A 21,249-nucleotide genomic window follows, 5' to 3' on the forward strand; every position below is an offset into this window, starting at 1 on the left:
TCCCCTGATCAAACTGAATTACGCCTATGGTGCCACCCTCGCCCAGGAAAAACCTCGCGCTGCCCTAAAATCGCGCTTTTGTCTGCGCCCTGCCGTCCACATGTCCGCTGCACTTTCCGGGAACGCATCCGCCCTGTTTGACCTCAAGAGCGCCTCGCTCACCCTGGTGGCCTTCGTGCTCAAGACCGGGAACGTGCAGGCACTCGAGCAGGCGCTGACCGAGAAATTCGGCGACACCCCCGACTTCTTCAGCCACGACCCCGTCGTGATCGACCTGACGCATCTGTCGAGTCTGGCGGTCGCCACCATCAATTTCCCGGCCCTGATCGATTTGCTCAAGCGCTTTCGCATGACCCCGGTGGCCGTGCGCGGCGGCAACGCCAAGCAAATGGCCGATGCACTGGATGCCGGCTTGGGCGAAGCGCCTGACAGCCAGAGCGCACGCCCTCAAACTGTGGTGCAAGAGGTCGTCAAGGAAGTCATTCGCGAGGTTCAGGTGGAAGTGCCCGTGTCGGCCCCCACCATGATCATCGACAAGCCCTTGCGCTCGGGCCAGCAGATTTACGCCAAGGGCGGCGACCTGGTGGTGCTGGCCGTGGTCAACCACGGTGCAGAAGTGATCGCCGACGGCAGCATTCACGTGTATGCCCCGCTGCGCGGCAAAGCCATCGCTGGCGCCAAAGGCAATGCCTCGGCCCGCATTTTTTCCACCTGCATGGAACCTGAATTGCTTTCCATCGCAGGCACTTACCGTACGACCGAAAACCCCTTGCCTCAAGAGGTACTGGGCAAGCCCGCGCAAATCCGCCTGGAAGGCGAGCGTCTGGTCTACGAAGCCATCAAAATCTAAGACTTACAGTTGAAAGGACAGCCACCAATGGCCAAGATCGTCGTGGTGACCTCCGGTAAAGGGGGCGTCGGCAAAACAACCACCAGCGCGAGCTTCGCATCGGGCCTGGCCCTGCGCGGCTACAAGACGGCCGTGATCGACTTCGACGTCGGTCTGCGTAACCTCGACCTCATCATGGGCTGCGAGCGCCGCGTGGTGTATGACCTGATCAACGTCATCCATGACGAAGCCAAGCTCACGCAAGCGCTGATCAAGGACAAGCAGTGCGACAACCTGTACGTGCTGGCCGCCTCGCAAACCCGCGACAAGGACGCCCTGACCCAAGACGGCGTCGAGCGCGTGCTCAAGGAGTTGGGCGAGATGGGCTTTGACTACATCGTCTGCGATTCGCCTGCCGGCATTGAAACCGGCGCCCTGATGGCCATGCACTTCGCCGATGAGGCTCTGGTGGTGACCAACCCTGAAGTGTCGTCGGTGCGTGACTCCGACCGCATCCTGGGCATGCTCAACAGCAAGACCAAGCGTGCGCAAGAAGGCGGCGAACCCATCAAGGAACACCTGCTGATCACCCGCTACAACCCCAACCGCGTCGAAGGCGGCCAGATGTTGTCGCTGGAAGACATTCACGAAATCCTGCGCGTCAAGCTGATCGGCGTCATTCCGGAATCGGAATCGGTGCTGAACGCCTCGAACCAAGGTGTGCCCGCCATCCACATGGAAGGCACCGACGTGTCCGAGGCCTACAAGGACGTCATCGCCCGCTTCCTGGGTGAAGACAAGCCCATGCGTTTTGTCGACGCCGTCAAGCCCGGCTTCTTCAAGCGCCTGTTCGGAGGCAAGTGATCACCATGGGATTCCTGTCATTCTTCCTCGGCGAAAAGAAGCAGACCGCCACGGTGGCCAAGGAGCGCCTGCAGCTCATCTTGGCGCACGAACGGGGTGCTCGCACGACCAGCCCGACCTACCTGGCCGACTTGCAGCGTGAGCTGGTGGCCGTGATCTCCAAGTACGTTCAGATCAATCCGGATGACATCAAGGTGTCAATGGAACGACAGGACAACCTGGAAGTGCTGGAAGTCAAGATCGAGCTGCCCGAAGCCGCTCGCTGATCTGCATCAGGTGCCCGCTCAATCGGGCACCCAAGCTGGGGCCTACCCGCACGAAAATGAGCCGTGTTGCGTTGCACAATACGGTTGACGTGAAACTAGGAAGGCCCCAGCTCATGCGCTACGTTGTTTTCAATCAGAAGGGTGGTGTCGGCAAGTCCACCATCACCAGCAACCTGGCTGCCATCAGCGCCCACCAGGGGCTGCGCACCTTGGTCGTTGACCTCGACCCTCAGGGCAACTCCACCCACTACCTGCTGGGTGGCCCACAGGAAGACTCCGACGTCAGCGCCGCCGAGTTTTTCGAGCAAACCCTGCGCTTCAGCGCCCGCGACAAGACCGCGTCCGACTACATCGTCGAAACCCCTTGGGAAAACCTGCACCTGATGCCCTCGCATCCGCTGCTGGAAGAGCTGCAACCCAAGCTGGAATCGCGCTACAAGATCTACAAGCTGCGCGACGCCCTGCAGGAACTGGAAGAAGAGTACGACCGCGTCTACATTGACACGCCCCCGGCTCTGAACTTCTACACCCGCTCGGCCCTGATCGCCGCCGAAGGCTGCCTCATTCCCTTCGACTGCGACGACTTCTCGCGCCGTGCCCTGTACACCTTGCTCGACAACGTGCAAGAGATTCAAAACGACCACAACAAGAACCTGGCCGTCAGCGGCATCGTGGTCAACCAGTTCCAGCCGCGCGCCAATTTGCCGCAGCAACTGGTGCAAGAGCTGATCGACGAGGGCCTGCCCGTTTTGCAGCCTTATCTGAGTTCGTCGGTCAAGATCCGTGAGTCGCACCAGCTGTCCAAGCCGATGATCCATATGGATGCCCGCCACAAGCTCACCCAGGAAATGCTGGCCCTGCACGAACAGCTGGCCAGCTGATTCAACGCCCCCCAATGCAAAGAGCCTGAGCGCCACGCGCATCAGGCTCTTTTGTTTTTAGGTCAAGCAAGTTCCAGCTTGAGAGCAGGGACGTCCTGGCCTGCGCTCAGGACACCTCGAGCATGTCTCGCAGTTCCAGGTCCCAGACCACCAGCTCGTCTTCGCTCACCTGCAGCCATTCGAGCACGCGCGCGGAGTGATCAGCCCATTCTCGATCAGGGTCGAGCCCTTCATGCAGAAGCATCATGCGCTCGGCCAGCAAGCCGGTGGCGACCAGAAGCTGGACTTCGCTATCTGTTTGTGAATCGCCCAGCACATCGAAATCATGGTGCAGCCGAATGGCGGCCATGACGGCGGGTGCCAGACGCCAGACACGCGCGACCAGGGCCCCGACCACCGCATGATCGGTCTTGTGATTGGCATTCTCGGTTTGAATCGGCGAGCGATCGCGCCGCGCCCTGGCCTCGACCAGGGTGCCACTGTAACCGGCCACGCTTTGCATCATCACCGGCATGCCCACATGGCAGAACAGCCCGTAGGTATGCGCCACATCAGCCGACATCCCGGGGAACTTGCCGGCCAGGAAGCTCATGGCCATGGCACGCTTGGCTGCTCGCTCCCAGAAGCGCTGCAGATGCACCGGATTGACCTTGATGGCTCGCTGAGCCAGGAACCCCGCCATGACCGAAGCGGTGTGCTCCAGGCCCAGTCGGTTCATGGCCTGACCGAGCGTTTGCACCGGCTGGCCTGCCGCATACATGGGTCCGTTGGCAGAACGAATCAGCACCGCCGCCATGGCCACGTCGCTCGACGCAATGCGGGCCACTTCGTTGAGGTCAGGCTCGGCGCACGCCATCGTGGCTTGCAGCCTGGCCAGCAATTCCGGACAAGGCGGGATGACGATGCGATTGAGCGCACCGCTTCGCCGGCCCTTGTCCAGCTCATCGGTCACCCCTTGGATGGACGACTTGGGCGCCATGACGTGCTCCATGTCTCTGCCCCCCTCAGATCGAAGCCAGGAGCTCATTGAGCTCGTCTCGCCAATGGGCAAGATCATCCAGGCTGATCTGCAACCAGTCCAGCGCAGGCTGTGAGTACTTGACCCAATCTGCATCGGACGCAATGCCTTCGTGCTCCCGCATCAGCTGATCAGCGACCAGCCCCGCGGCCAGCAACGTCTGCACTTCGCTGTCGATCATGCTGTCCCCCAGGCTAGAGAGGTCGTGGTGAAGCCGGATGCTCGCCACCACCTGAGGGTGCATGCGCCAGGTACGGGCCACCAAGGCCCCCACCACCGCGTGATCGGTGCGGTGGTTGGCGTTTTCGGTTTCCACAAATGAGCGATCAATCCGGGCCAGCGCCTCCACCAAGGTACCTGTATAGCCCTTGATGCTCTGCGCCATCACCGCAATACCGATGTGGCTGAACAAGCCAAACGTGTAGGCAATATCGGTCGACATCCCAGGCATTTTGCGGGCCATGAAGGCCATGGCCACCGCTCGTTTGGTGGCGCGCTCCCAGAACCGTGCCAGCTGGGCACTGCTGATCTTGACCGCGCGCTGGGCCAGAAAACCCGTCATCACCGCGGCGGTGTTGTCCAGCCCCAGAATGTTCATGGCTTGGCCGATCGTCTGCACCGGCTGCCCGACCGCATACAAGGGGCTGTTGGCCGCCTTCATCAAGGCCATCGACATCGCCACATCACTGGAGGCAATGCGCGACACTTCATTCAGATCGGGTTCTTCCTCAGCCAAAGCCTCCTGCAAGCGGCGCAGCAACTCCGGATAAGGAGGAAACACGATGGTCTGCATCGGCCCGCTTTTTCGAAGCTGATCGAGCACCTCCAGAATGGAGTGCGTGAACGGCGTCTCCTTGACGGGGGTGCGGGTAGGCGCAACGGCCGTGTCTGTGGTCATGACTCAGGCAATTCTTCTGAATGGATCGTCTGTTTATCGACCAAACCGCTGCGGTGTTGAAGTCAAAACCGACATCGGCAACGTGCGAAACAACACGTTTCCGTACACTAGCGGCTCCGCTGTTCTGCCCCCCGTTTGACACCCCATGTCCATCCTGCTGGCCCCGATGGAGGGCCTCCTTGATTTCGCATTGCGAGACGTTCTGACCCGCGTCGGGGGCATTGACCGCTGCGTGTCCGAGTTCATTCGCATCACCGACACGGTGCTGCCCGAGCGGGCGTTCAAACGCATCGTGCCCGAACTGGCAAATGGCAGTCGCACGCTTGCCGGCGTCCCGGTCAGAGGTCAGTTGCTCGGCTCTGACCCCATCTGCATGGCCGACAATGCAGCCAAGTTGGCCTCACTGGGCTCCGCGGGGGTTGACCTGAACTTTGGCTGCCCCGCTAAAGTGGTGAACCGACACGGCGGGGGGGCGGCGCTGCTACAAGACCCAGACCATGTGGGGCGGGTGGTTGAAGCCGTTCGCGCCGCGGTACCGGCTGAGGTCCCCGTGTCGGCCAAGATGCGCCTGGGCTTTCATGACGACTCATTGGCCGAAGCCTGTGCCCAGGCCATTGAAGCGGCCGGCGCCTGCGAGCTGGTCATTCATGCACGCACCAAGGCCCACGGCTATCGCCCACCAGCCTATTGGGACCGCATTGCCGACATTCGCCAGCATGTGCGCCTGCCTGTTGTTGCGAATGGCGAGATCTGGTCGGTGGCCGATGCCCTGCGCTGTCAGGAGGTCACGGGTTGCAAGACCCTCATGATTGGCCGCGGTGCCGTGTCTGATCCCGGGCTGGCCATGGCCATTGCACAGGCCAATCAGACTCAGGCTGGACAAGCGCTTCCGTCTACCCCTTTGGTGGCCTGGTCAGACCTGGCCCCTCAGTTCCATGCGTTCTGGGACCTCATCTGTGACCATGTCGTGCCCAAGCACCGCGCTGGCCGCATGAAGCAGTGGCTGAACTACCTGCGCAAAACGTATCCACAAGCCGAGGCGGCCTACCAGAGCGTGCGCACGCTCAACGATTCAAGGCAAATGGAAGACTGGGTCAACAGCCTGACGCCCGAGCTCAGAACAGTCGCCGCCCACCGCCCAGGAACATGTTCCAACGTTTCTCGTTACGCCGCTTGGACTGATTCAACGATTCGGTTGCGCGCTTGACCAGATCGGCTCCAGAGAGGATCTGGTCGCTGTAGGCCGCCATCCCAATCGAAATGCCCACCCCAACCGTGTCGCCGGTGGTCAGGTCAATCGGCACGGCAATGGCCTTGGTGATGCGTTGAGACAGTACGCTGGCCGCCTCTTCCGCACCGTGGCGCATGACCACGGCAAACTCGTCGTCGCGCAGTCGCACCAAGGTATCGCCCAAGCGAACCTGCTGTTGCAGCCGCCTTGCCACCTCGCACAACACCTCGTCGCCCGCGGTGTGACCAAAGCCGTCGTTGACCGCCTTGAAGCCATCCAGATCCAGACACAACACACTGAAGGGCTCGCCACTGCGCATGGCATGGCCCATTTCCACCTGCAAAGCCAGATCAAACTGGGTGCGGTTGCCAATCCCCGTGAGCGGATCCGTCATGGCCAGACGGGCGAGTTGCCAGGCGCGCTTGCGCGACTCCATCACCGCGACCATCAGGGTCACGGCGTCAGCTAGCTTCTTTTGAAGCGCTTCGTCGGATTCGGCAGACTGGGGCGAAGCCACAAGCACCCCCCCCAAGACATAACCGGCTACATCCACCACCGGCATCAGGGCCAGAAACCGGGCCTGCGGCAAGGCATCACCCCAGTCATGCTCGGCCCAACGCTCGTCGGCCTGCAGGTCTGGCACCACCAGGCATTCGCGCGGGTGTGTGACCAGATGGGCAGCCAACCAATCATCACGACTCAAGGCCTGCGCCCCCAACCCCACGCTCGACTTGAACCACAGTCGCCCGGCATCCAGCAGGGCCAGCCCGACCATGGGCATCTGGGTGACCTGGTTCAGCAGGCGGGTAATGGCATCGAAATCAGGCTCGGGGGGCGAGTCCAGCAACTCGTAGGCCTGCAGGGCGGCCTGACGCTTGGCCTCTTGGGGAGAGACAGGGTACTGCTCAGTCGACATGGTTGAATCCACGATGGTTTGGAGGCTTATCGGTCAAACTGCACCGCAACTCAAGGCCACTGAGCATACGCCCGAGACGCGCTCGATTTTGCGGAACTTGCGTTCACAAGGTCAGAACAGACGAAAATGCGCGTTTTGCGCACAACGTTTTCATACCCATGGGCATTCAATGGTTCCCCGGTCACATGCACGTGACCAAGAAAGCCATCACCGAGCGTGTCAAGGACATCGATGTGGTCATCGAACTGCTGGACGCCCGACTGCCCGGCTCCAGCGCCAACCCGATGTTGGCCCAACTCACCGGTAAGCGCCCCAAGCTGAAGGTGCTCAACAAGCAGGATCTGGCTGACCCGGAGCGCACCCAGAAATGGCTGGACTGGTACAACAGCAAGCCCGATACCAAAGCCATTGCCCTGGATGCCGGCGAAACCGCCCCCACGCAACGCCTGATCAAGGCTTGCCGCGAACTGGCGCCCAACCGCAGCGGCATGGACAAGCCACTGCGCGTGATGATCTGCGGCGTGCCCAATGTGGGCAAATCCACCCTGCTGAACACGATGGTGGGCAAGAAGGCTGCCAAGACGGGCGACGAGGCCGGCATCACCCGCATCGAGCAGCGCATCAACCTGGCCAGCGACTTCTATCTGTTCGACACACCTGGCATGCTGTGGCCCAAGATCATTGTCGAAAAGTCGGGCTATCACCTCGCGGCCAGCGGCGCCGTGGGCCGCAACGCCTACGACGAAGAAGAAGTGGCCCTGGAGTTGATCAGCAGCATCAAGGGCCATTACCACCGCGAACTGGCTGCGCGCTACAAGCTGGAGGACGAGCACAACATTCCCACCCGCCACGACGACGAACTGCTGACCGAAATTGCCCGCAAGCGCGGCGCAGTGATGAGCGGTGGACGCGTGAACCTACAAAAGGCAGCAGAAATCGTGCTCAACGATTTCCGCAGTGGCACCATTGGTCGGGTCACACTCGAAACCCCGAAAAAATTCGAGACCTGGCTGGCTGAAGCCCAGGCCGCCGAGGCCGAACTCAGACGGCAGCGAGCCGAGAAGAACAAGAAACGACGTGAAGCCGAACCGGACTTCGACGAGTAACCCGCTAAAGATACACCCCCATGGCTTCTACCCCTGACAACATCAGCATGGCCTTGTTCTGCGATTTCGAGAACGTGGCCCTTGGCGTGCGTGACGCCAACTACGACAAGTTCGATATCAAGCGCGTACTTGAACGCCTGCTGCTCAAGGGCAGCATCGTGGTCAAGAAAGCCTATTGCGACTGGGACCGCTACAAGGGCTTCAAATCGCCCATGCACGAAGCCAATTTCGAGTTGATCGAGATTCCGCATGTGCGCCAGTCAGGCAAGAACTCGGCCGACATCCGCCTGGTGGTCGATGCGCTGGACCTTTGCTACACCAAGAGCCACGTCAACACCTTCGTGATCATTTCGGGCGATTCGGACTTCTCTCCGCTGGTGTCCAAGTTACGTGAGAACGCCAAGTACGTGATCGGGGTGGGCGTGAAGCAATCCACCTCGGACCTGCTGATCGCCAACTGCGACGAATTCATCTTCTACGACGACCTGGTGCGCGAAAGTCAGCGCAACTCTGCCCGGCGCGATAACCGCGACACCCCACAGCCTCGCCGCACGCCCGAAGAGGAAGCACGCCGCAAGGCCGAGATGGACACACGCCGCACCAAGGCCATCGAGATGGCGGTGGAAACCTACGAGGCCCTGGTCACCGACCGCGACGTGGGCGGCAAGATCTGGGCATCGGTACTCAAAGAGGCCATCAAGCGCCGCAACCCTGGTTTCAACGAAAACTACTACGGCTTCCGCACCTTCGGCAACCTGCTGGAAGAGGCGCAGAACCGCGGCCTGCTGGAGTTCGGTCGCGACGAGAAGTCCAGCGCGTTCGTGTCGCGGGGCAATGGTGTCACGCGAGGTGAGACCTCCTCGGCCAGCTCTGCGCCCAACGCTGCAGCTCAAGCGCCTGCGCAGCTCAGCGAAACCCTCTCGACCAAGCCTGAGCTGCCCCTTGGAGCTGGCGAAACGCCCCAAGAGGCCAAAGACGCCAGCGAAGTCGACCAGCAGCATGATCAGGACGCTCACGCGGCCCATGATGAGGGCTCTGCGGCCGCCCCTGCGGCCAAATCACGCTCACGCGCACGCCGCCCACGTCAGGCCTCGGCCAAATCCGCCGCCAAGACTGAATCAACCTCTGAGGCACCAGCCACATCGGAGGAGCGCCCGGTGAAGGCCCCCGCCCCAGTAGTTGCTTCGACCGCAGATGAGGCGCCCCCGGCTGATGCTGCTCCCGGCCCCGCCAAGAAAACCCGAGGACGCACGAGCGGACGCACTAACAGCCGCTCGCGAACCAAGTCGACAGCCCAGGCCGATCAGAACAACAAATCCTGAACCGCCAGGCCGTCGACGCTGGTCAAAGCACCGGACGCAACCGGTGCAGCATCTCGATGGCTTGACCGGTTGGCGCGCCGACGGCATCGGCCAGGGTGTAGCGATCCAGTCGCTCAAACAGCGCTTCCATGGCCTCATCGAGAATGGACTTGAGATGGCAGCGCCCCTGCAAAGTACAGGGCGGATCACCACAATCGATCAGCTCGTTGAGGCGCTCCAATACCCGGATGGTGGCCCCTAGCCGATAGTGATTCAGGGGATGCGCCAGCGCCAGACCGCCCCCCTTGCCACGCGTGGTCACCAACCAACCTTGCTGCCCCATGAAATGAACCACCTTCACCAAGTGGTGACGTGACGCAGTGAAGCGCTCAGCCACTTCAGCAATCGTGACCGGCGTATCACGTCCTTGGTGACTGAGATACATCAACACGCGCAGGCCCAGGTCGGTGAATTGCGTCAGTTGCATGGTCGGATTTCCAAGGTCACTGAATCAGCGAGCATACCGTCTCCATCCCTGCCCGCGCACGAATTCACCCCTGCTCGACCCCGCCCCGGAAAAATCGCTCGCACATTATTCCTGGACGCGCGTCCACTAAGTATTTACACGCTGAACATCGAATAGAGGTCGTAGGCACCATGCCCGTGCGTCTTGACAAATGGCGCCCAAAAAAATCCTCTCCGACCTTTCATACAAATTAGGACAAGCAATGAAAAAGTACATCGCCGCCGCCCTGCTGGTTATCGCTCCTATGGCCGCCATGGCCGAGACAGCTCCTGAGTCGACCATGATCGAAGTGAGCGATGCTGCTTTGTCCGAAGTCTCCGGCCAAGCCAGCCTGAACATCGACCCTGCGCAAATCATCGCTGGCCTGCAACAAATCAACTCCTTCGCCAACATCATCAAGCCCATCCTGCCTTCGCAAGGCAAGCAAGTGGTGAACCTGATCAACGTGGCCGCCACCACCGCCCCCGTGATCAACAACCTGGTCAACGGCGGCAAGCTGTCTCCTGCTGACATCGGCCTGCTGGTCAAGAACGGCCTGACCGCTGGCGTGGCCATCGGCAGCCTGACTTCCGGCCTGTAATCGGTAGTTTGCTAGGATCAGGGCCGTCGTTCAGCCCTGATCCTGCACATGCACATCACCCGCATCAATCGGTTCTTTGCCAAACCCCACCTGGCAGAAGATCTGCACGAGTTTCTGAACTCGGTCTTGCCCACCCTTCGCAAGGCACCTGGTTGCCAGTCAGCCCAACTGCTGCGTGGCAAAGACGACCCCCATGAGTTCGTCCTCATCGAGCAATGGGATTCGGTCGCCGCGCACAAGAGTGGCGCGCAAATCATCCCCCCTGATCAGTTCGATGTGGTGCTGCCCATGCTGGCCAAGCCCCCCACTGGGTCCTACTACGTCGCCGGCTGATCGCACCGCGAGCCAGCTTTCGGTCAATCGCAGCCAGGGGCTCCACACTCATTGCGATCGCCAGTACAGTGACAGTGCCAGTCACTTCGAATGCGAGCGATCAACATGAGCACACTGACCCTCTACACGAACCCTCAGTCACGCGGGCGCATTGCCCACTGGATGCTGGAAGAAGTCGGGCAACCCTATGAAACCGTATGGCTGGATTTCGGTCCGGCCATGCGCACCTCGCAGTACCTCGCACTCAACCCCATGGGCAAAGTGCCCGCCTTGCAGCATGGCGAGGTCGTCGTGACCGAAGCCCCCGCGCTTTGCGCTTACCTGGCCGACGCGTTTCCCGACTCCAACCTGGCGCCTCCCCCAGGCAGCCCCGCACGTGCGGCCTACTATCGTTGGCTGTTCTTCACGGCCGGCCCGCTGGAAATGGCCACCACGGCACGCGCGATGGGCTGGGCCGTGCCAGAGGGCAAGAGCGGCATGGTTGGCTTTGGCAGCTACGAACGCACACTCAATGCCGTCGAGTCAGCTCTGCAGCGCGGGCCCTATGTGTGCGGTGAGCAATTCACCGCCGCCGACGTCTATCTGGGATCGGCCCTGATCTGGGGCATGATGTTTGGCAGCATCGACAAGCGCCCGCTGTTTGAAGCCTATGCAGCTCGGCTCGGTGAACGCCCAGCGGCCATCCGCGTCAACCAAATCAACAACGAACGAATCAAGTCGACCTGAGCCATGAGCACCGACCGCTTCTCGCGGGGTCAGCAAGCCCTCTCTCGCATTCACGGACACGTGGGCGAGGGCGTGATGCAGGCCCTGCAAGACATCGCCCCTGACTTCGCCCGCATGATCATCGAGTTCCCCTATGGCGATGTCTACTCGCGCCCGGGGCTCACGCCCAAAGAGCGTCAGATTGCCACTCTGGCTTCGCTGGTCACCCAGGGCAACGCCCCCAAGGAACTCAAGGCCCATATTCAAGGCGGACTCAATGTAGGCTGTACCCGCCAGGAAATCACCGAGCTGATCATGCAAATGGCGATTTACGCGGGCTTTCCGGCTGCGGTCAATGCCATGCTGGTGGCGAAGGAACTGTTTGCCGAACTGGACGACAAAGCTGACGCGATCAAACCGTGACTGCTCAGGCGTGGGCCAACAGCCTAGGGGTTGACGCCAAGTTCACCGCATGGTCAAAACGAGGACTTTGCAACCTCTCTGAGGCCGCCCCCTTCAACACACGGGAGACCTGATCATGAACCAGCGACTGGCAACCCTTGCCCTGACAACATTCATCGGCGCGTGGGCTGGCCCGGCCTGTGCCGAATCCAGCATGACGGTGACCTTGAACAGGGTCGATGAAAGCGGCACGGGCCCCGTCGTCGGGCGAGTGCTCGTGACCCAAACCCCTTACGGGGTGGTGTTCAGCCCTGAACTGAACGGCTTGCCACCAGGATTGCATGGCTTCCATGTTCACGAAAACCCAAGCTGCGCCAGCAAGGAAAAAGATGGCAAGAAGGTGCCCGCGCTGGCTGCAGGGGGGCACTTCGATCCGAAGAAGTCAGGCCAGCATGGCACACCCTGGGGCGATGGGCATCTGGGCGATCTACCCGCTCTGTATGTCGATCCGCAAGGACAAGCCACCCAACCCGTGCTTGCTCCACGCCTGACCCTGGCTGACCTGGCGGGACGTTCGCTGATGATTCACGCAGGCGGCGACAACCACGCGGATCACCCCGCCCCCCTGGGCGGGGGCGGGGCTCGCGTGGTGTGTGGCGTCATGCCCTGAACCAGAAATGCCCCGCATTCAGGTTCGAACAACCCGGGCCCAATGCTGGGCCAGCGAAGGCTGGACCACATCGGGCGCAGCCACGATGCCCATGTGCCCTTGCCCTGCCAGCGTGTCCACCTGGGCGTGCGGGTTGACTTCAGCCAGACGCTGAACCATCTGCCTGGCCGGTGGCGTGGTGCACGCGCCGCGGACCAGGGTCATGGGGATATCCAATCGATAGACCTCGAACGCATGGGGTTCACGTGACACCATGCGCACCTCCTGGAACATCTTCCAGCCTACCAGGCGTGTCATGGCTTTCGCCTTTTCGGGCATCGCCGCCCACATGCCAGGAAAGTTCCAGTAATCAATGAAGCGCTCGATCCAGCCTTCATCCCCACCCCGCGCCTCGTTGAGCAAGAAGTCAGGGTCACTGAACAGTTGCTGAACTTGCTCTGCCACATCAGGTGGCAGCCTGTCTGCCTCGGCCTGAAGCGAGCCAAACAACACCGGCTCGTACAACCACAGAGACCGCACCGGCACCTCTGGATCCAGCGCGAGCATCAATGCGGCAAAGCCGCCATAGGAATGCGCCACCAGATGCACCCCCGAGGTCTCTTCTGGCAGTTGCGATTTCAAATGCAGGACTTCATCGGCAATCCGAAACTCTGAGCCTCGGGCCAGCAAATCGTGTGGTGCATACCCACGGTTCACCGGAGTCAGGGGCCTCAGCCCCTTTGGGCATTGGGCCGCAAAGGGCGCCCACATGAATGGCCCGGTGGCCGTGGAATGAATGAACAAGGCAACTTCGGACATGTCGAGCAACTCCAGATCACAAGGCATTTACTTGCTTTATGCAAGTAGAAAGAGTACACCATTTACTTGCTTGATGAAAGTAAAATCATCGCCATGCGCCGCACTTCCTTCTCTGACATGAGCTGCCCCATCGCCAGGTCGCTGGACCTGATTGGCGAATGGTGGACCTTGCTCATCGTGCGTGAAGCCTTTTGGGGAACCCGACGTTTTGGCGAATTCCAGGCGCATCTGGGCATTGCGCCGAACGTGCTGACCCAGCGATTGAACCGGCTCGTGGAAGGCGGCATCCTGGAGGTCACCTCAGAAAGCCAGATCGGGCGCGCACTGGAATACCGCCTGACCCCCAAAGGTCTCGAGCTGGCGCCCATCCTGGTGGCCCTGGCCCAATGGGGCAACAAGCACACGCCCACACCTGATGGCGTCACCACACGCATCGTCGAGCGCCAAACCGGGATCGACGTGGCCCCCATCACCGTCATGTCAGCCTCAGGCCATCCCCTTCAGCCCAAAGACATCACCGTCGAGGCAGGCCCCGGGGCCTCCAGCGCCGATCGTCAACGTCTGGCCCAGTTGAAGCAGCGCCAAAAGCGCAAGGACTGATCGTCTGAAGCCAGTCGGCCACAGGCCGAAATGATCACGTGCAACGTCACACGGGTGCATGGTGTGTTTTTGACAATCGATGCAGCGCAATCCTGCGCCACGCATATTCATGCCGCATCACAAGGACACCACCATGAGTCAAGACGACCAGAAGCACAAGGAAACTCGCCGTCAGTTTTTGCAGACCTCCGCCCTGCTGATGGGTGGCGCGGCCGTGCCACGCATGAGCTGGGCACAGGGTGCGCCAGCCATCATCACCGCCGATTCCGAGCGCCCCTTGGCGGCACAAGGACTGCAGTTGGGCGACCCACGCGACAACTCCCTGCTGGTCTGGAGCCGCAGCGATCGCCCGGCCCGCATGATTGTCGAATACAGCCAGGACGAATCGTTCAAGAAGGCGCAGCGCTTCATGGGCCCCTACGCCCTCGATACCAGCGACTTCACTGCACGCCAGCTGCTCACCGGCCTCCCCGCCGGGCGCGAAGGTTTCGTACGCGTCACATTCCAGGGCTTGAACAACAGCCGCGCACTGAGTGAACCTGTTGTGGGTCGATTCACCACCTTGCCATGCATGGAAAGCGCGGGCTTGGGGATGTGGCACAGCCGTCATCGACTGCAAGACATTCGCTTCCAATGGGGGGGCGATACCGCTGGCCAGGGTTGGGGCATCAACCCCTCCTTTGGCGGCATGAAAATCTACGAATCGATGCGCCAGCGTCGCCCTCACTTTTTCATTCACAGCGGCGACAACATCTACGCCGATGGTCCGATCAAGGAAAGCGTGAGCGCCGAGAACGGTCAACTGTGGACCAACATCGTCACCCCCGAAGTGTCGAAAGTAGCCGAAACCCTCGACGAATTCCGGGGCCGCTACCGCTACAACCTGCTCGATGACAACGTGCGCCGCTTCAACGCCGAAGTGCCGCAGATCTGGCAGTGGGACGATCACGAAATCACCAACAACTGGTCGGACTCGAAGGACCTCTCGGCCGACAGCCGCTACACCGAGAAGAATGTGCCCTTGCTGACGGCTCGCGGCACACGGGCTTTCCTCGACTACGCGCCCATGCGTCCGTTCGATGCCAGCGAGTCGCAGCGGGTGTACCGCCAGTTCTGCTACGGCCCCCTGCTGGAAGTGTTCGTGCTGGACATGCGCTCCTACCGCGGCCCCAACAGCGCCAACCTGCAGACCGAGGCCAGCGATGCCACCGCCTTCCTGGGCCGCGAGCAACTCGACTGGCTCAAGCGCGAACTGAGCAATTCGCGCGCCGTGTGGAAGATCGTGGCCGCCGACATGCCCATTGGCTTGAACGTAGGCGATGGCAAAGACGCCACCGGCCAGGCCCGCTGGGAAGCCGTGGCCAATGGCAACAACGGCGCACCCGCAGGCCGCGAACTGGAATTCGCTGAACTGCTGCGCCACCTCAAGCGCCAAAAGGTGCGCAACGTGGTGTGGCTGACCGCGGACGTGCACTACTGTGCCGCCCACTATTACGACCCGGAAAAGGCCGCCTACAAAGACTTCGACGGCTTCTGGGAGTTTGTGTCAGGCCCACTGAATGCTGGCAGCTTTGGCCCCAACACCCTGGACAACACCTTCGGCCCGCAAGTGGTCTTCTACAAAGCCCCGCCCGCTGGCCAAGCGAACCTGTCACCCTTCGCAGGGCTGCAGTTCTTCGGCGAGGTGAACATCGATGCCGGCAGCGCTCAGTTGACCGTAGACCTGCGCGACATCGATGGCCAGTCGGTGTTCAGCAAGACGCTGTCACCGAAAATCTGATCTCGATCTGACGTGCGCCCGCTCAGCGGGCGCACAGCCCAAACACTGCTATGCGCCAGCCCAAGTCACAACGCCAAACACGAAACTCAGGGCTTGGACGCGTACTTATTGCAGCGAGAAGCCACTCCCGCAAATAGCAGCCCCAACGACCACATAAACCATGTCGTGGGCTCTGGGACCGCCGTGGCAAACGCCGCTTTAGAAATGTGCCACGCAGGCGAATACCCGAGAGTCGACCAATTCAAGTAAGCAGCACCATTGCCGCAAGCCTGTTGCTGCGATGCGTCGGCGCAAGCCAGGAACAAGGGGCCAGCCCTCGAACTCGTCAGAGACAACTGCGCAGGTTCTCCGGATAGAAGCAGTACATCGGAAGTCAAGTTTGAAAGATCAAATGTAATCGTCGTCGTCGAATCGGCTCCCAGCCCTCCGACGATGGTGCCCCCACCGATTGATCCAGTAAGGACATTACGAGATTGATCCTGCGGAGATAACTTGATGGAAATCGTTCCCGTAGCGAAGAACGACTGCGTGATGGTTTCAGCACCAGCTTCCGGCGGCTCGAAGGCAAACTTGGCCATCATCAACCAATCGACGCCCTTCAAAGTCAATTCAAGACTTTTCGGATCGTAAATGAGCCCCGAGCCCCGCATCGTGACCAGGCCATCAGCATCAGCGTAAGGCTCGTTACCGCCATACGAAAGACTTCCACCCAACCCATCTGGAGCGGCAATCATCGTGGCCGCATGCCCGCAAATCTGAGTCGCCAACAAGCTCATCAGCACGACTGACCTCAGAGCGCCACCCAAAAAAACGATTGACCGCATATGCCCCTCAATGATTTTTAGTTTTGTGAGTCGAAGTTCGACACGTTTGAGCCAATCATATCGTCTTGCGTTACATCCAAGAACCAAGATTCACCCGCTCAGTCGGGTGCCAAACAAAACGGCCAGACTGGGTAGCCTGGCCGTCAGGGTTCGATCAGCTGAAGGTGCCGATCACTTCCAGCTGTCTTTCAACCCGGTGATCTTGTTGAACACAGGCTTGCCGGGTTGATGGTCTTTGCGATCGGCCACGAAGTAACCAAAGCGCTCGAACTGGAACTTCTGGTCAGCTGCGGCTTGCGCCAGAGACGGCTCCACGTAGGCCTTCACCACCTTTTTGCTGTCGGGGTTCAGGCTGGCCTTGAAGTCCTTGCCGCCGGCATCAGGCTGCGGGTCGGTGAACAAGCGATCGTACAAACGCACTTCGGCTTCCACGCCGTCAGCCACGCCCACCCAGGTGATCGCGGCTTTGACCTTGACGCTGTCGGCACCGGGTGTGCCGCTCTTGGTGTCAGGCACCACCGTGGCCAGCACTTCGGTCACACGACCCTCAGCGTCTTTGGTGCAGCCGGTGCACTCGATCACATAGCCGCCCTTGAGGCGAACCTTGTTGCCCGGGAACAAGCGCTTGTAACCCTTGGGGGGCACTTCTTCGAAGTCTTCGCGCTCGATCCACACCTCGCGCCCCAGCTTGAAGTGGCGCAGGGGAGACTCGGTGCCCTCGGGCGGGTGCGGCAAGGCGGGCATGGAGCATGGCTCCAGGTGACCCGCGCCCATGACCTCATCCCAGTTGGTCAGCACCAGCTTGACCGGGTCCAGCACGGCCATGCCGCGGTGGGCCTTGTTTTCCAGATCATCACGCAGGGCGATGTCGAGCGTGCTGTAATCGATCCAGCTGTCGGCCTTGCTCACGCCAATGCGCTCGCAGAACAACTGAATGGCCTCAGGCGTGTAACCACGGCGGCGCAGACCCACGATGGTCGGCATGCGGGGGTCATCCCAGCCTTCGACCACGTTTTCGTCGACCAAGGCCTTGAGCTTGCGCTTGGAGGTGATCACGTAGGTGAGATTCAAGCGTGCAAATTCGTACTGCTTGGGGTTGGGGTGCTTGAGCAAGCCCAGCTTGGCCAGGTTGTCGACCAGCCAGTCGTAGAACGGACGCTGGTCTTCGAATTCGAGCGTGCAAATCGAGTGGGTGATCTGTTCCAGCGCGTCTTCAATGGGGTGCGCAAAGGTGTACATCGGGTAGATGCACCACTTGTCGCCAGTGTTGTGGTGGGTGGCACGGCGAATGCGATAGATGGCCGGGTCCCGCATGTTGATGTTGGGGCTGGCCATGTCGATCTTGGCACGCAGCACCATCGAACCATCGGGGTGCTTGCCGTCACGCATTTCGCGGAAACGTGCCAGGTTTTCTTCGACGGTGCGGCTGCGAAACGGGCTGTCCTTGCCGGGGGTCGAAAAGTCACCCCGGTTGGCGCGCATTTCCTCGGGCGTTTGTTCGTCCACGTAGGCCAGGCCGGCGCTGATCAAGGCCTCGGCCGCTTCGTACATGAAGTCGAAGTAGTTGCTGGCGTAGTACAGGTGGCTTTCGGCCTTACCGTTGAAGCTCGAGTCCCAGCCAAAGCCCAGCCACTTCACCGCGTCCAGAATGGAGTCAACGTACTCCTGTTCTTCCTTTTCGGGGTTGGTGTCGTCAAAGCGCATGTGGCACACGCCACCGTAGTCGCGCGCCAGACCGAAGTTCAGGCAAATGCTCTTGGCGTGCCCCACGTGCAGGTAGCCATTGGGCTCCGGCGGAAAGCGGGTGCGAATCTTGGCCGGATCAGGCTCACCAGCTTCATGGTGTGCGGCGCCGCCCGGGGAACCGGCCCAGCGGCGGCTGGCGTAAGTGCCCTGCTCCAGATCGCGGTCAATGATGCCGCGCAGGAAGTTGGTGGGCTTGTGCTCTTCTTTACTTGGCTCTGCGCCAGGAATGGGTGCGTTCATGCCCCCGATTCTACGATTTCGTCAGGGCTGAATGGCCTGAGGTTGTAGCGGCAAATGGAACCAGAAAACACTGCCCTGCCCGGGCACACTGTGTACGCCAATGTCGCCCTGCATGATGTCGACCAAGCGCTTGCAAATGGCCAACCCCAAGCCGGAGCCACCATGGGTGCGAATGGTGCGCTCGCTGACCGGGCTGAAAGGCTCGAACAAGTAGGGCAAGGCGTCGGTTGCAATGCCGATACCAGAGTCCGCCACCTCGAATCGCAAGCGGGGACTGCCATCGTCGTGCGCCAGCTGACGACACGACACGATGACTTCACCGCGCTCGGTGAATTTGACGGCATTGGCCAGCAAATTGATCAGGATCTGGCGCACGCGCAGGGCATCGCCCACCACCGGCAAGGCTTCGCCATCGGCACGGGTGTTCAGCATCAGGCCCTTCTGCCCCGCCAGGGGCTCCAGCATGCCTACCACCTCATTCATCAGAACCACGGCGTCATACGCTCGCGCCTCCAACTCGGCTGACTGCGCTTCCAGCCGGGAAAAGTCGAGCACCCCATTGGCAATGTGCAGCATCGACTCACCGCACACCTTGATGCGCGACACATGCGCTTGCTGCTCAGAGCTGAGTTCCGTTCGCTCGAGCAACTGGGCAAAACCCATCACGCCGTTGAGCGGGGTTCGAAGTTCATGGCTCAGTTGGGCAAACATCTGCGTGCGCTGCAGGCTCGACTGCTGTACCGCATCGAGGGCATCTGCCAACTCCCTCGCGCGATGCGTCAACTGAGCCTGCTGATTCGCAATGGTGCGCTCGAAGCCTTCATGCGCACGCCGAACCACCATGCCGAAGGCGGCGCCCACCACCAGGAAAGACAGTTGCAGCAAGAACATGGGGTGCTGATCAGGAGTCATCAGCGGGGTCACCCAATGGTGCTGAGCGTTGGCCCATTGCAAGGCGGTCGCGGCCATCACGATCAGCAACCAGATCGCCCCGTCCCAGACGCCCATCAGGTGTGTGGCATAGATGGGCCACCACACCATCCACCAGATCGACTCTCTCGGGCTCCAGCCCATCCACATCAGGCTGATGTTGAGCGTGGAGATGGTGGCCACCAGCACCAGATGATTGAGCAGGCGGATGGCCCCCAGGCTGAGCCTGGCGTTCAGCAACGGGAACAAGGCGAGCACCAGCGGCGTGGTGCTGAACAGCATCCATCCAATGGCAGGCTGCCCCAGCACCAGCCCATACAGCGCCGCCATGGCCACTTGGCCGGTCACCGAAACGGTGATGACCTCCTTGAAACGCTGATAAGGAACGGACTCGGTACTGCGCATGGCATTAGAGTACATGCGTGCAGGGCCAATCCGCCCCCCTAAGTCGCAAGGAAAGTCAGGACACCCTCAAGTAAGGGCCCGCTCGGCATAGCGGTTGAAGCGCCAGGCACTCGACTTAGCCGCCCTCCCCGCCCTTGCAGCAAGGACAATGCCCCTAAGGAAGGTCTGCCTAAACCGCCCGAACACGTGCTTGGCACTGGCCTGATTGCCGGAGACCATTTAGCCCATGAAGCAGACGAGCCTTGGATTGGGAACATCGACGAAGCGCACGCGACGTCGCGAGTACCTCGACGAGATGGACCGGGTGGTGCCGTGGTCCGACTTGGTGGCGGAGATCGCCCCATTAATGCCCGAAGGCAAACGCGGCCGTCCGCCGTTCCCGGTGGAGTCGCTGCTGCGCATTCACTTCATGCAGCAATGGTTCACTATAAGCGACCCGGCGATGGAAGAAGCGCTGCACGACGTGCCGCTTTTCCGTGGCTTGGGTGGTTGGGATGACCACCTGCCCGACGAGAGCACCATCTTGCGTTTCCGCCACGTGTTGGAGAAGCACAAGCTTGCCGAGCGAATCCTGGCAACGGTCAACCGCCTGCAGCGCGCCAAGGGCCTGATGCTGCGCAGCGGCACGGTGGTCGATGCCACTCTGATCTCAGCGCCGAACTCGACCAAGAACGCCAGCGGTGAGCGCGACCCGGAGATGCGCCAAAGCAAGAAGGGCCAGCAGTGGTTCTTAGGCATGAAGGCGCACATCGGCGTGGATGCGCATTCCGGCCTGGTACACATCGTGAGCGGCACGGCCGGACACGTCAACGATGTGGTCGAGGCCAACAGCTTGCTGCACGGGCAGAAGTCGAATGTCTTTGCCGACGCGGGCTACCAAGGCGTGCAAAAGCGGCCCGACACCAAGGCCAATGTGCAGTGGCATGTGGCCATGCTACCGGGCTTGCGCAAGTTGCTGGACAAGACCGATCCCAAGGATACGCCGACCGTGCAGGTCGAGCGCATCAAGGCCAGCATCCGCGCCAAGGTGGAGCATCCGTTCCGTGTCATCAAGCGCCAGTTCGGCCATGTGAAGGTGCGCTATCGAGGCCTGGCCAAGAACACGGCGCCGTTGCAAACGCTGTTTGCGCTGGCCAATCTGTGGATGGTGCGCAGGCATTTGAGCGAGGGCTTGGCATGAGTGCGCCCAGCGCATGGGAAATGGGCGCGAAACGCGCCCAAAACTCCTGTCTGAGGAGCGTCCGAACGCCAATCTGGTCATGTCAGTGCACCCAATCATTGTCAGCGCTCATTTGTGCAGACCTTCCTTAACGCCATACTGATTTCATATTTTTACCCCCGAAAAGAACCCATCAAAATTGCTGAAGGGACCTCTCGAATGATGCTCAACTCAATGTTTT

General features: G+C 60.8%; 23 protein-coding genes. 15 read left to right on the forward strand and 8 right to left on the reverse strand.

The features are described from left to right. Positions 1-100: 100 nt before the first annotated feature. The 4 genes from minC to VFW72_RS14165 all read left to right on the forward strand — a co-directional run bounded on the left by minC (position 101) and on the right by VFW72_RS14165 (position 2,840). On the forward strand, positions 101-850 hold the full coding sequence (gene minC, locus VFW72_RS14150) for a septum site-determining protein MinC (RefSeq protein ID WP_329674938.1): 750 nt from the start codon (positions 101-103) through the stop codon (positions 848-850). A 27-nt stretch (positions 851-877) separates the two neighbouring features. Further along, complete coding sequence (gene minD, locus VFW72_RS14155) at positions 878-1,693, forward strand: septum site-determining protein MinD (RefSeq protein ID WP_329674939.1); 816 nt, start codon at positions 878-880, stop codon at positions 1,691-1,693. Between the two features lie 5 nt (positions 1,694-1,698). Beyond that, the gene (gene minE, locus VFW72_RS14160; protein ID WP_329674940.1) at positions 1,699-1,959 is read left to right on the forward strand and encodes a cell division topological specificity factor MinE; all 261 of its coding nucleotides are present in this window, start codon (positions 1,699-1,701) and stop codon (positions 1,957-1,959) included. A 113-nt stretch (positions 1,960-2,072) separates the two neighbouring features. Then, positions 2,073-2,840 (forward strand): ParA family protein, encoded by a 768-nt coding sequence (locus VFW72_RS14165; RefSeq protein ID WP_329674941.1) that lies wholly within the window; start codon positions 2,073-2,075, stop codon positions 2,838-2,840. A 106-nt stretch (positions 2,841-2,946) separates the two neighbouring features. On the opposite strand, the gene VFW72_RS14170 is transcribed toward VFW72_RS14165, so the two are convergent. Beyond that, complete coding sequence (locus VFW72_RS14170; protein ID WP_329674942.1) at positions 2,947-3,819, reverse strand: HDOD domain-containing protein; 873 nt, start codon at positions 3,817-3,819, stop codon at positions 2,947-2,949. A gap of 25 nt (positions 3,820-3,844) precedes the next feature. After that, a complete protein-coding gene (locus tag VFW72_RS14175) occupies positions 3,845-4,756 on the reverse strand; it encodes an HDOD domain-containing protein (RefSeq protein WP_329674943.1) in 912 nt (303 codons plus the stop codon). Positions 4,757-4,901: 145 nt separating this feature from the next. Between VFW72_RS14175 and VFW72_RS14180 the strand changes: the two genes are divergently transcribed. Next, positions 4,902-5,963 (forward strand): tRNA dihydrouridine synthase, encoded by a 1,062-nt coding sequence (locus tag VFW72_RS14180; protein WP_329674944.1) that lies wholly within the window; start codon positions 4,902-4,904, stop codon positions 5,961-5,963. On the opposite strand, the gene VFW72_RS14185 is transcribed toward VFW72_RS14180, so the two are convergent. Continuing rightward, on the reverse strand, positions 5,872-6,903 hold the full coding sequence (locus VFW72_RS14185) for a sensor domain-containing diguanylate cyclase (RefSeq protein ID WP_329674945.1): 1,032 nt from the start codon (positions 6,901-6,903) through the stop codon (positions 5,872-5,874). The genes VFW72_RS14180 and VFW72_RS14185 overlap by 92 nt on opposite strands. 158 nt (positions 6,904-7,061) lie before the next feature. Here VFW72_RS14185 and ylqF point away from each other — a divergent pair, with 158 nt between their 5' ends. Together ylqF and VFW72_RS14195 are read left to right on the forward strand one after the other, a co-directional pair. Continuing rightward, on the forward strand, positions 7,062-8,009 hold the full coding sequence (ylqF, locus tag VFW72_RS14190; RefSeq protein WP_329674946.1) for a ribosome biogenesis GTPase YlqF: 948 nt from the start codon (positions 7,062-7,064) through the stop codon (positions 8,007-8,009). A gap of 20 nt (positions 8,010-8,029) precedes the next feature. Continuing rightward, positions 8,030-9,331: an NYN domain-containing protein gene (locus VFW72_RS14195; RefSeq protein ID WP_329674947.1), complete on the forward strand. Its 1,302-nt coding sequence runs from the start codon at positions 8,030-8,032 to the stop codon at positions 9,329-9,331. Between the two features lie 22 nt (positions 9,332-9,353). On the opposite strand, the gene VFW72_RS14200 is transcribed toward VFW72_RS14195, so the two are convergent. Continuing rightward, positions 9,354-9,797, reverse strand: coding sequence for an Rrf2 family transcriptional regulator (locus VFW72_RS14200; protein ID WP_329674948.1), 444 nt, complete (start codon positions 9,795-9,797; stop codon positions 9,354-9,356). 241 nt (positions 9,798-10,038) lie between these two features. Here VFW72_RS14200 and VFW72_RS14205 point away from each other — a divergent pair, with 241 nt between their 5' ends. The 5 genes from VFW72_RS14205 (at position 10,039) to sodC (ending at position 12,526) form a co-directional block, all read left to right on the forward strand. Continuing rightward, entirely contained in the window at positions 10,039-10,416 is a 378-nt protein-coding gene (locus VFW72_RS14205) for a hypothetical protein (RefSeq protein WP_329674949.1), read from the forward strand. A 48-nt stretch (positions 10,417-10,464) separates the two neighbouring features. After that, a complete protein-coding gene (locus tag VFW72_RS14210) occupies positions 10,465-10,749 on the forward strand; it encodes an antibiotic biosynthesis monooxygenase family protein (protein ID WP_329674950.1) in 285 nt (94 codons plus the stop codon). 105 nt (positions 10,750-10,854) lie between these two features. Beyond that, complete coding sequence (locus tag VFW72_RS14215) at positions 10,855-11,475, forward strand: glutathione S-transferase family protein (RefSeq protein WP_329674951.1); 621 nt, start codon at positions 10,855-10,857, stop codon at positions 11,473-11,475. Between the two features lie 3 nt (positions 11,476-11,478). Continuing rightward, positions 11,479-11,877: a carboxymuconolactone decarboxylase family protein gene (locus tag VFW72_RS14220; RefSeq protein WP_329674952.1), complete on the forward strand. Its 399-nt coding sequence runs from the start codon at positions 11,479-11,481 to the stop codon at positions 11,875-11,877. Between the two features lie 115 nt (positions 11,878-11,992). Then, the gene (gene sodC, locus VFW72_RS14225; RefSeq protein ID WP_329674953.1) at positions 11,993-12,526 is read left to right on the forward strand and encodes a superoxide dismutase [Cu-Zn] SodC; all 534 of its coding nucleotides are present in this window, start codon (positions 11,993-11,995) and stop codon (positions 12,524-12,526) included. 18 nt (positions 12,527-12,544) lie between these two features. Here the strand turns inward: sodC and VFW72_RS14230 are convergent, their stop codons facing one another. Then, positions 12,545-13,324, reverse strand: a complete 780-nt coding sequence (locus VFW72_RS14230) for an alpha/beta hydrolase (RefSeq protein ID WP_329674954.1) — start codon at positions 13,322-13,324, stop codon at positions 12,545-12,547. Between the two features lie 93 nt (positions 13,325-13,417). Here VFW72_RS14230 and VFW72_RS14235 point away from each other — a divergent pair, with 93 nt between their 5' ends. Then, positions 13,418-13,924 carry a helix-turn-helix domain-containing protein gene (locus VFW72_RS14235; RefSeq protein WP_329674955.1) on the forward strand — a complete coding sequence of 169 codons (507 nt, stop codon included), beginning with the start codon at positions 13,418-13,420 and terminating at the stop codon, positions 13,922-13,924. A gap of 133 nt (positions 13,925-14,057) precedes the next feature. Next, entirely contained in the window at positions 14,058-15,704 is a 1,647-nt protein-coding gene (locus tag VFW72_RS14240) for an alkaline phosphatase D family protein (RefSeq protein ID WP_329674956.1), read from the forward strand. Positions 15,705-15,790: 86 nt separating this feature from the next. Here the strand turns inward: VFW72_RS14240 and VFW72_RS14245 are convergent, their stop codons facing one another. The 3 genes from VFW72_RS14245 to VFW72_RS14255 form a co-directional block, all read right to left on the reverse strand. Continuing rightward, positions 15,791-16,480, reverse strand: a complete 690-nt coding sequence (locus VFW72_RS14245; RefSeq protein ID WP_329675017.1) for a PEP-CTERM sorting domain-containing protein — start codon at positions 16,478-16,480, stop codon at positions 15,791-15,793. A 219-nt stretch (positions 16,481-16,699) separates the two neighbouring features. After that, entirely contained in the window at positions 16,700-18,514 is a 1,815-nt protein-coding gene (locus VFW72_RS14250) for a glutamine--tRNA ligase/YqeY domain fusion protein (protein WP_329674957.1), read from the reverse strand. 21 nt (positions 18,515-18,535) lie between these two features. Beyond that, positions 18,536-19,864, reverse strand: a complete 1,329-nt coding sequence (locus VFW72_RS14255; protein WP_329674958.1) for a sensor histidine kinase — start codon at positions 19,862-19,864, stop codon at positions 18,536-18,538. A gap of 211 nt (positions 19,865-20,075) precedes the next feature. Here VFW72_RS14255 and VFW72_RS14260 point away from each other — a divergent pair, with 211 nt between their 5' ends. Beyond that, entirely contained in the window at positions 20,076-21,029 is a 954-nt protein-coding gene (locus tag VFW72_RS14260; RefSeq protein ID WP_329674959.1) for an IS5 family transposase, read from the forward strand. The last annotated feature ends 220 nt before the right edge of the window (positions 21,030-21,249 follow it).

The sequence above is a fragment of the Aquabacterium sp. genome (assembly GCF_036273115.1).
GTDB lineage: Bacteria > Pseudomonadota > Gammaproteobacteria > Burkholderiales > Burkholderiaceae_C > Aquabacterium.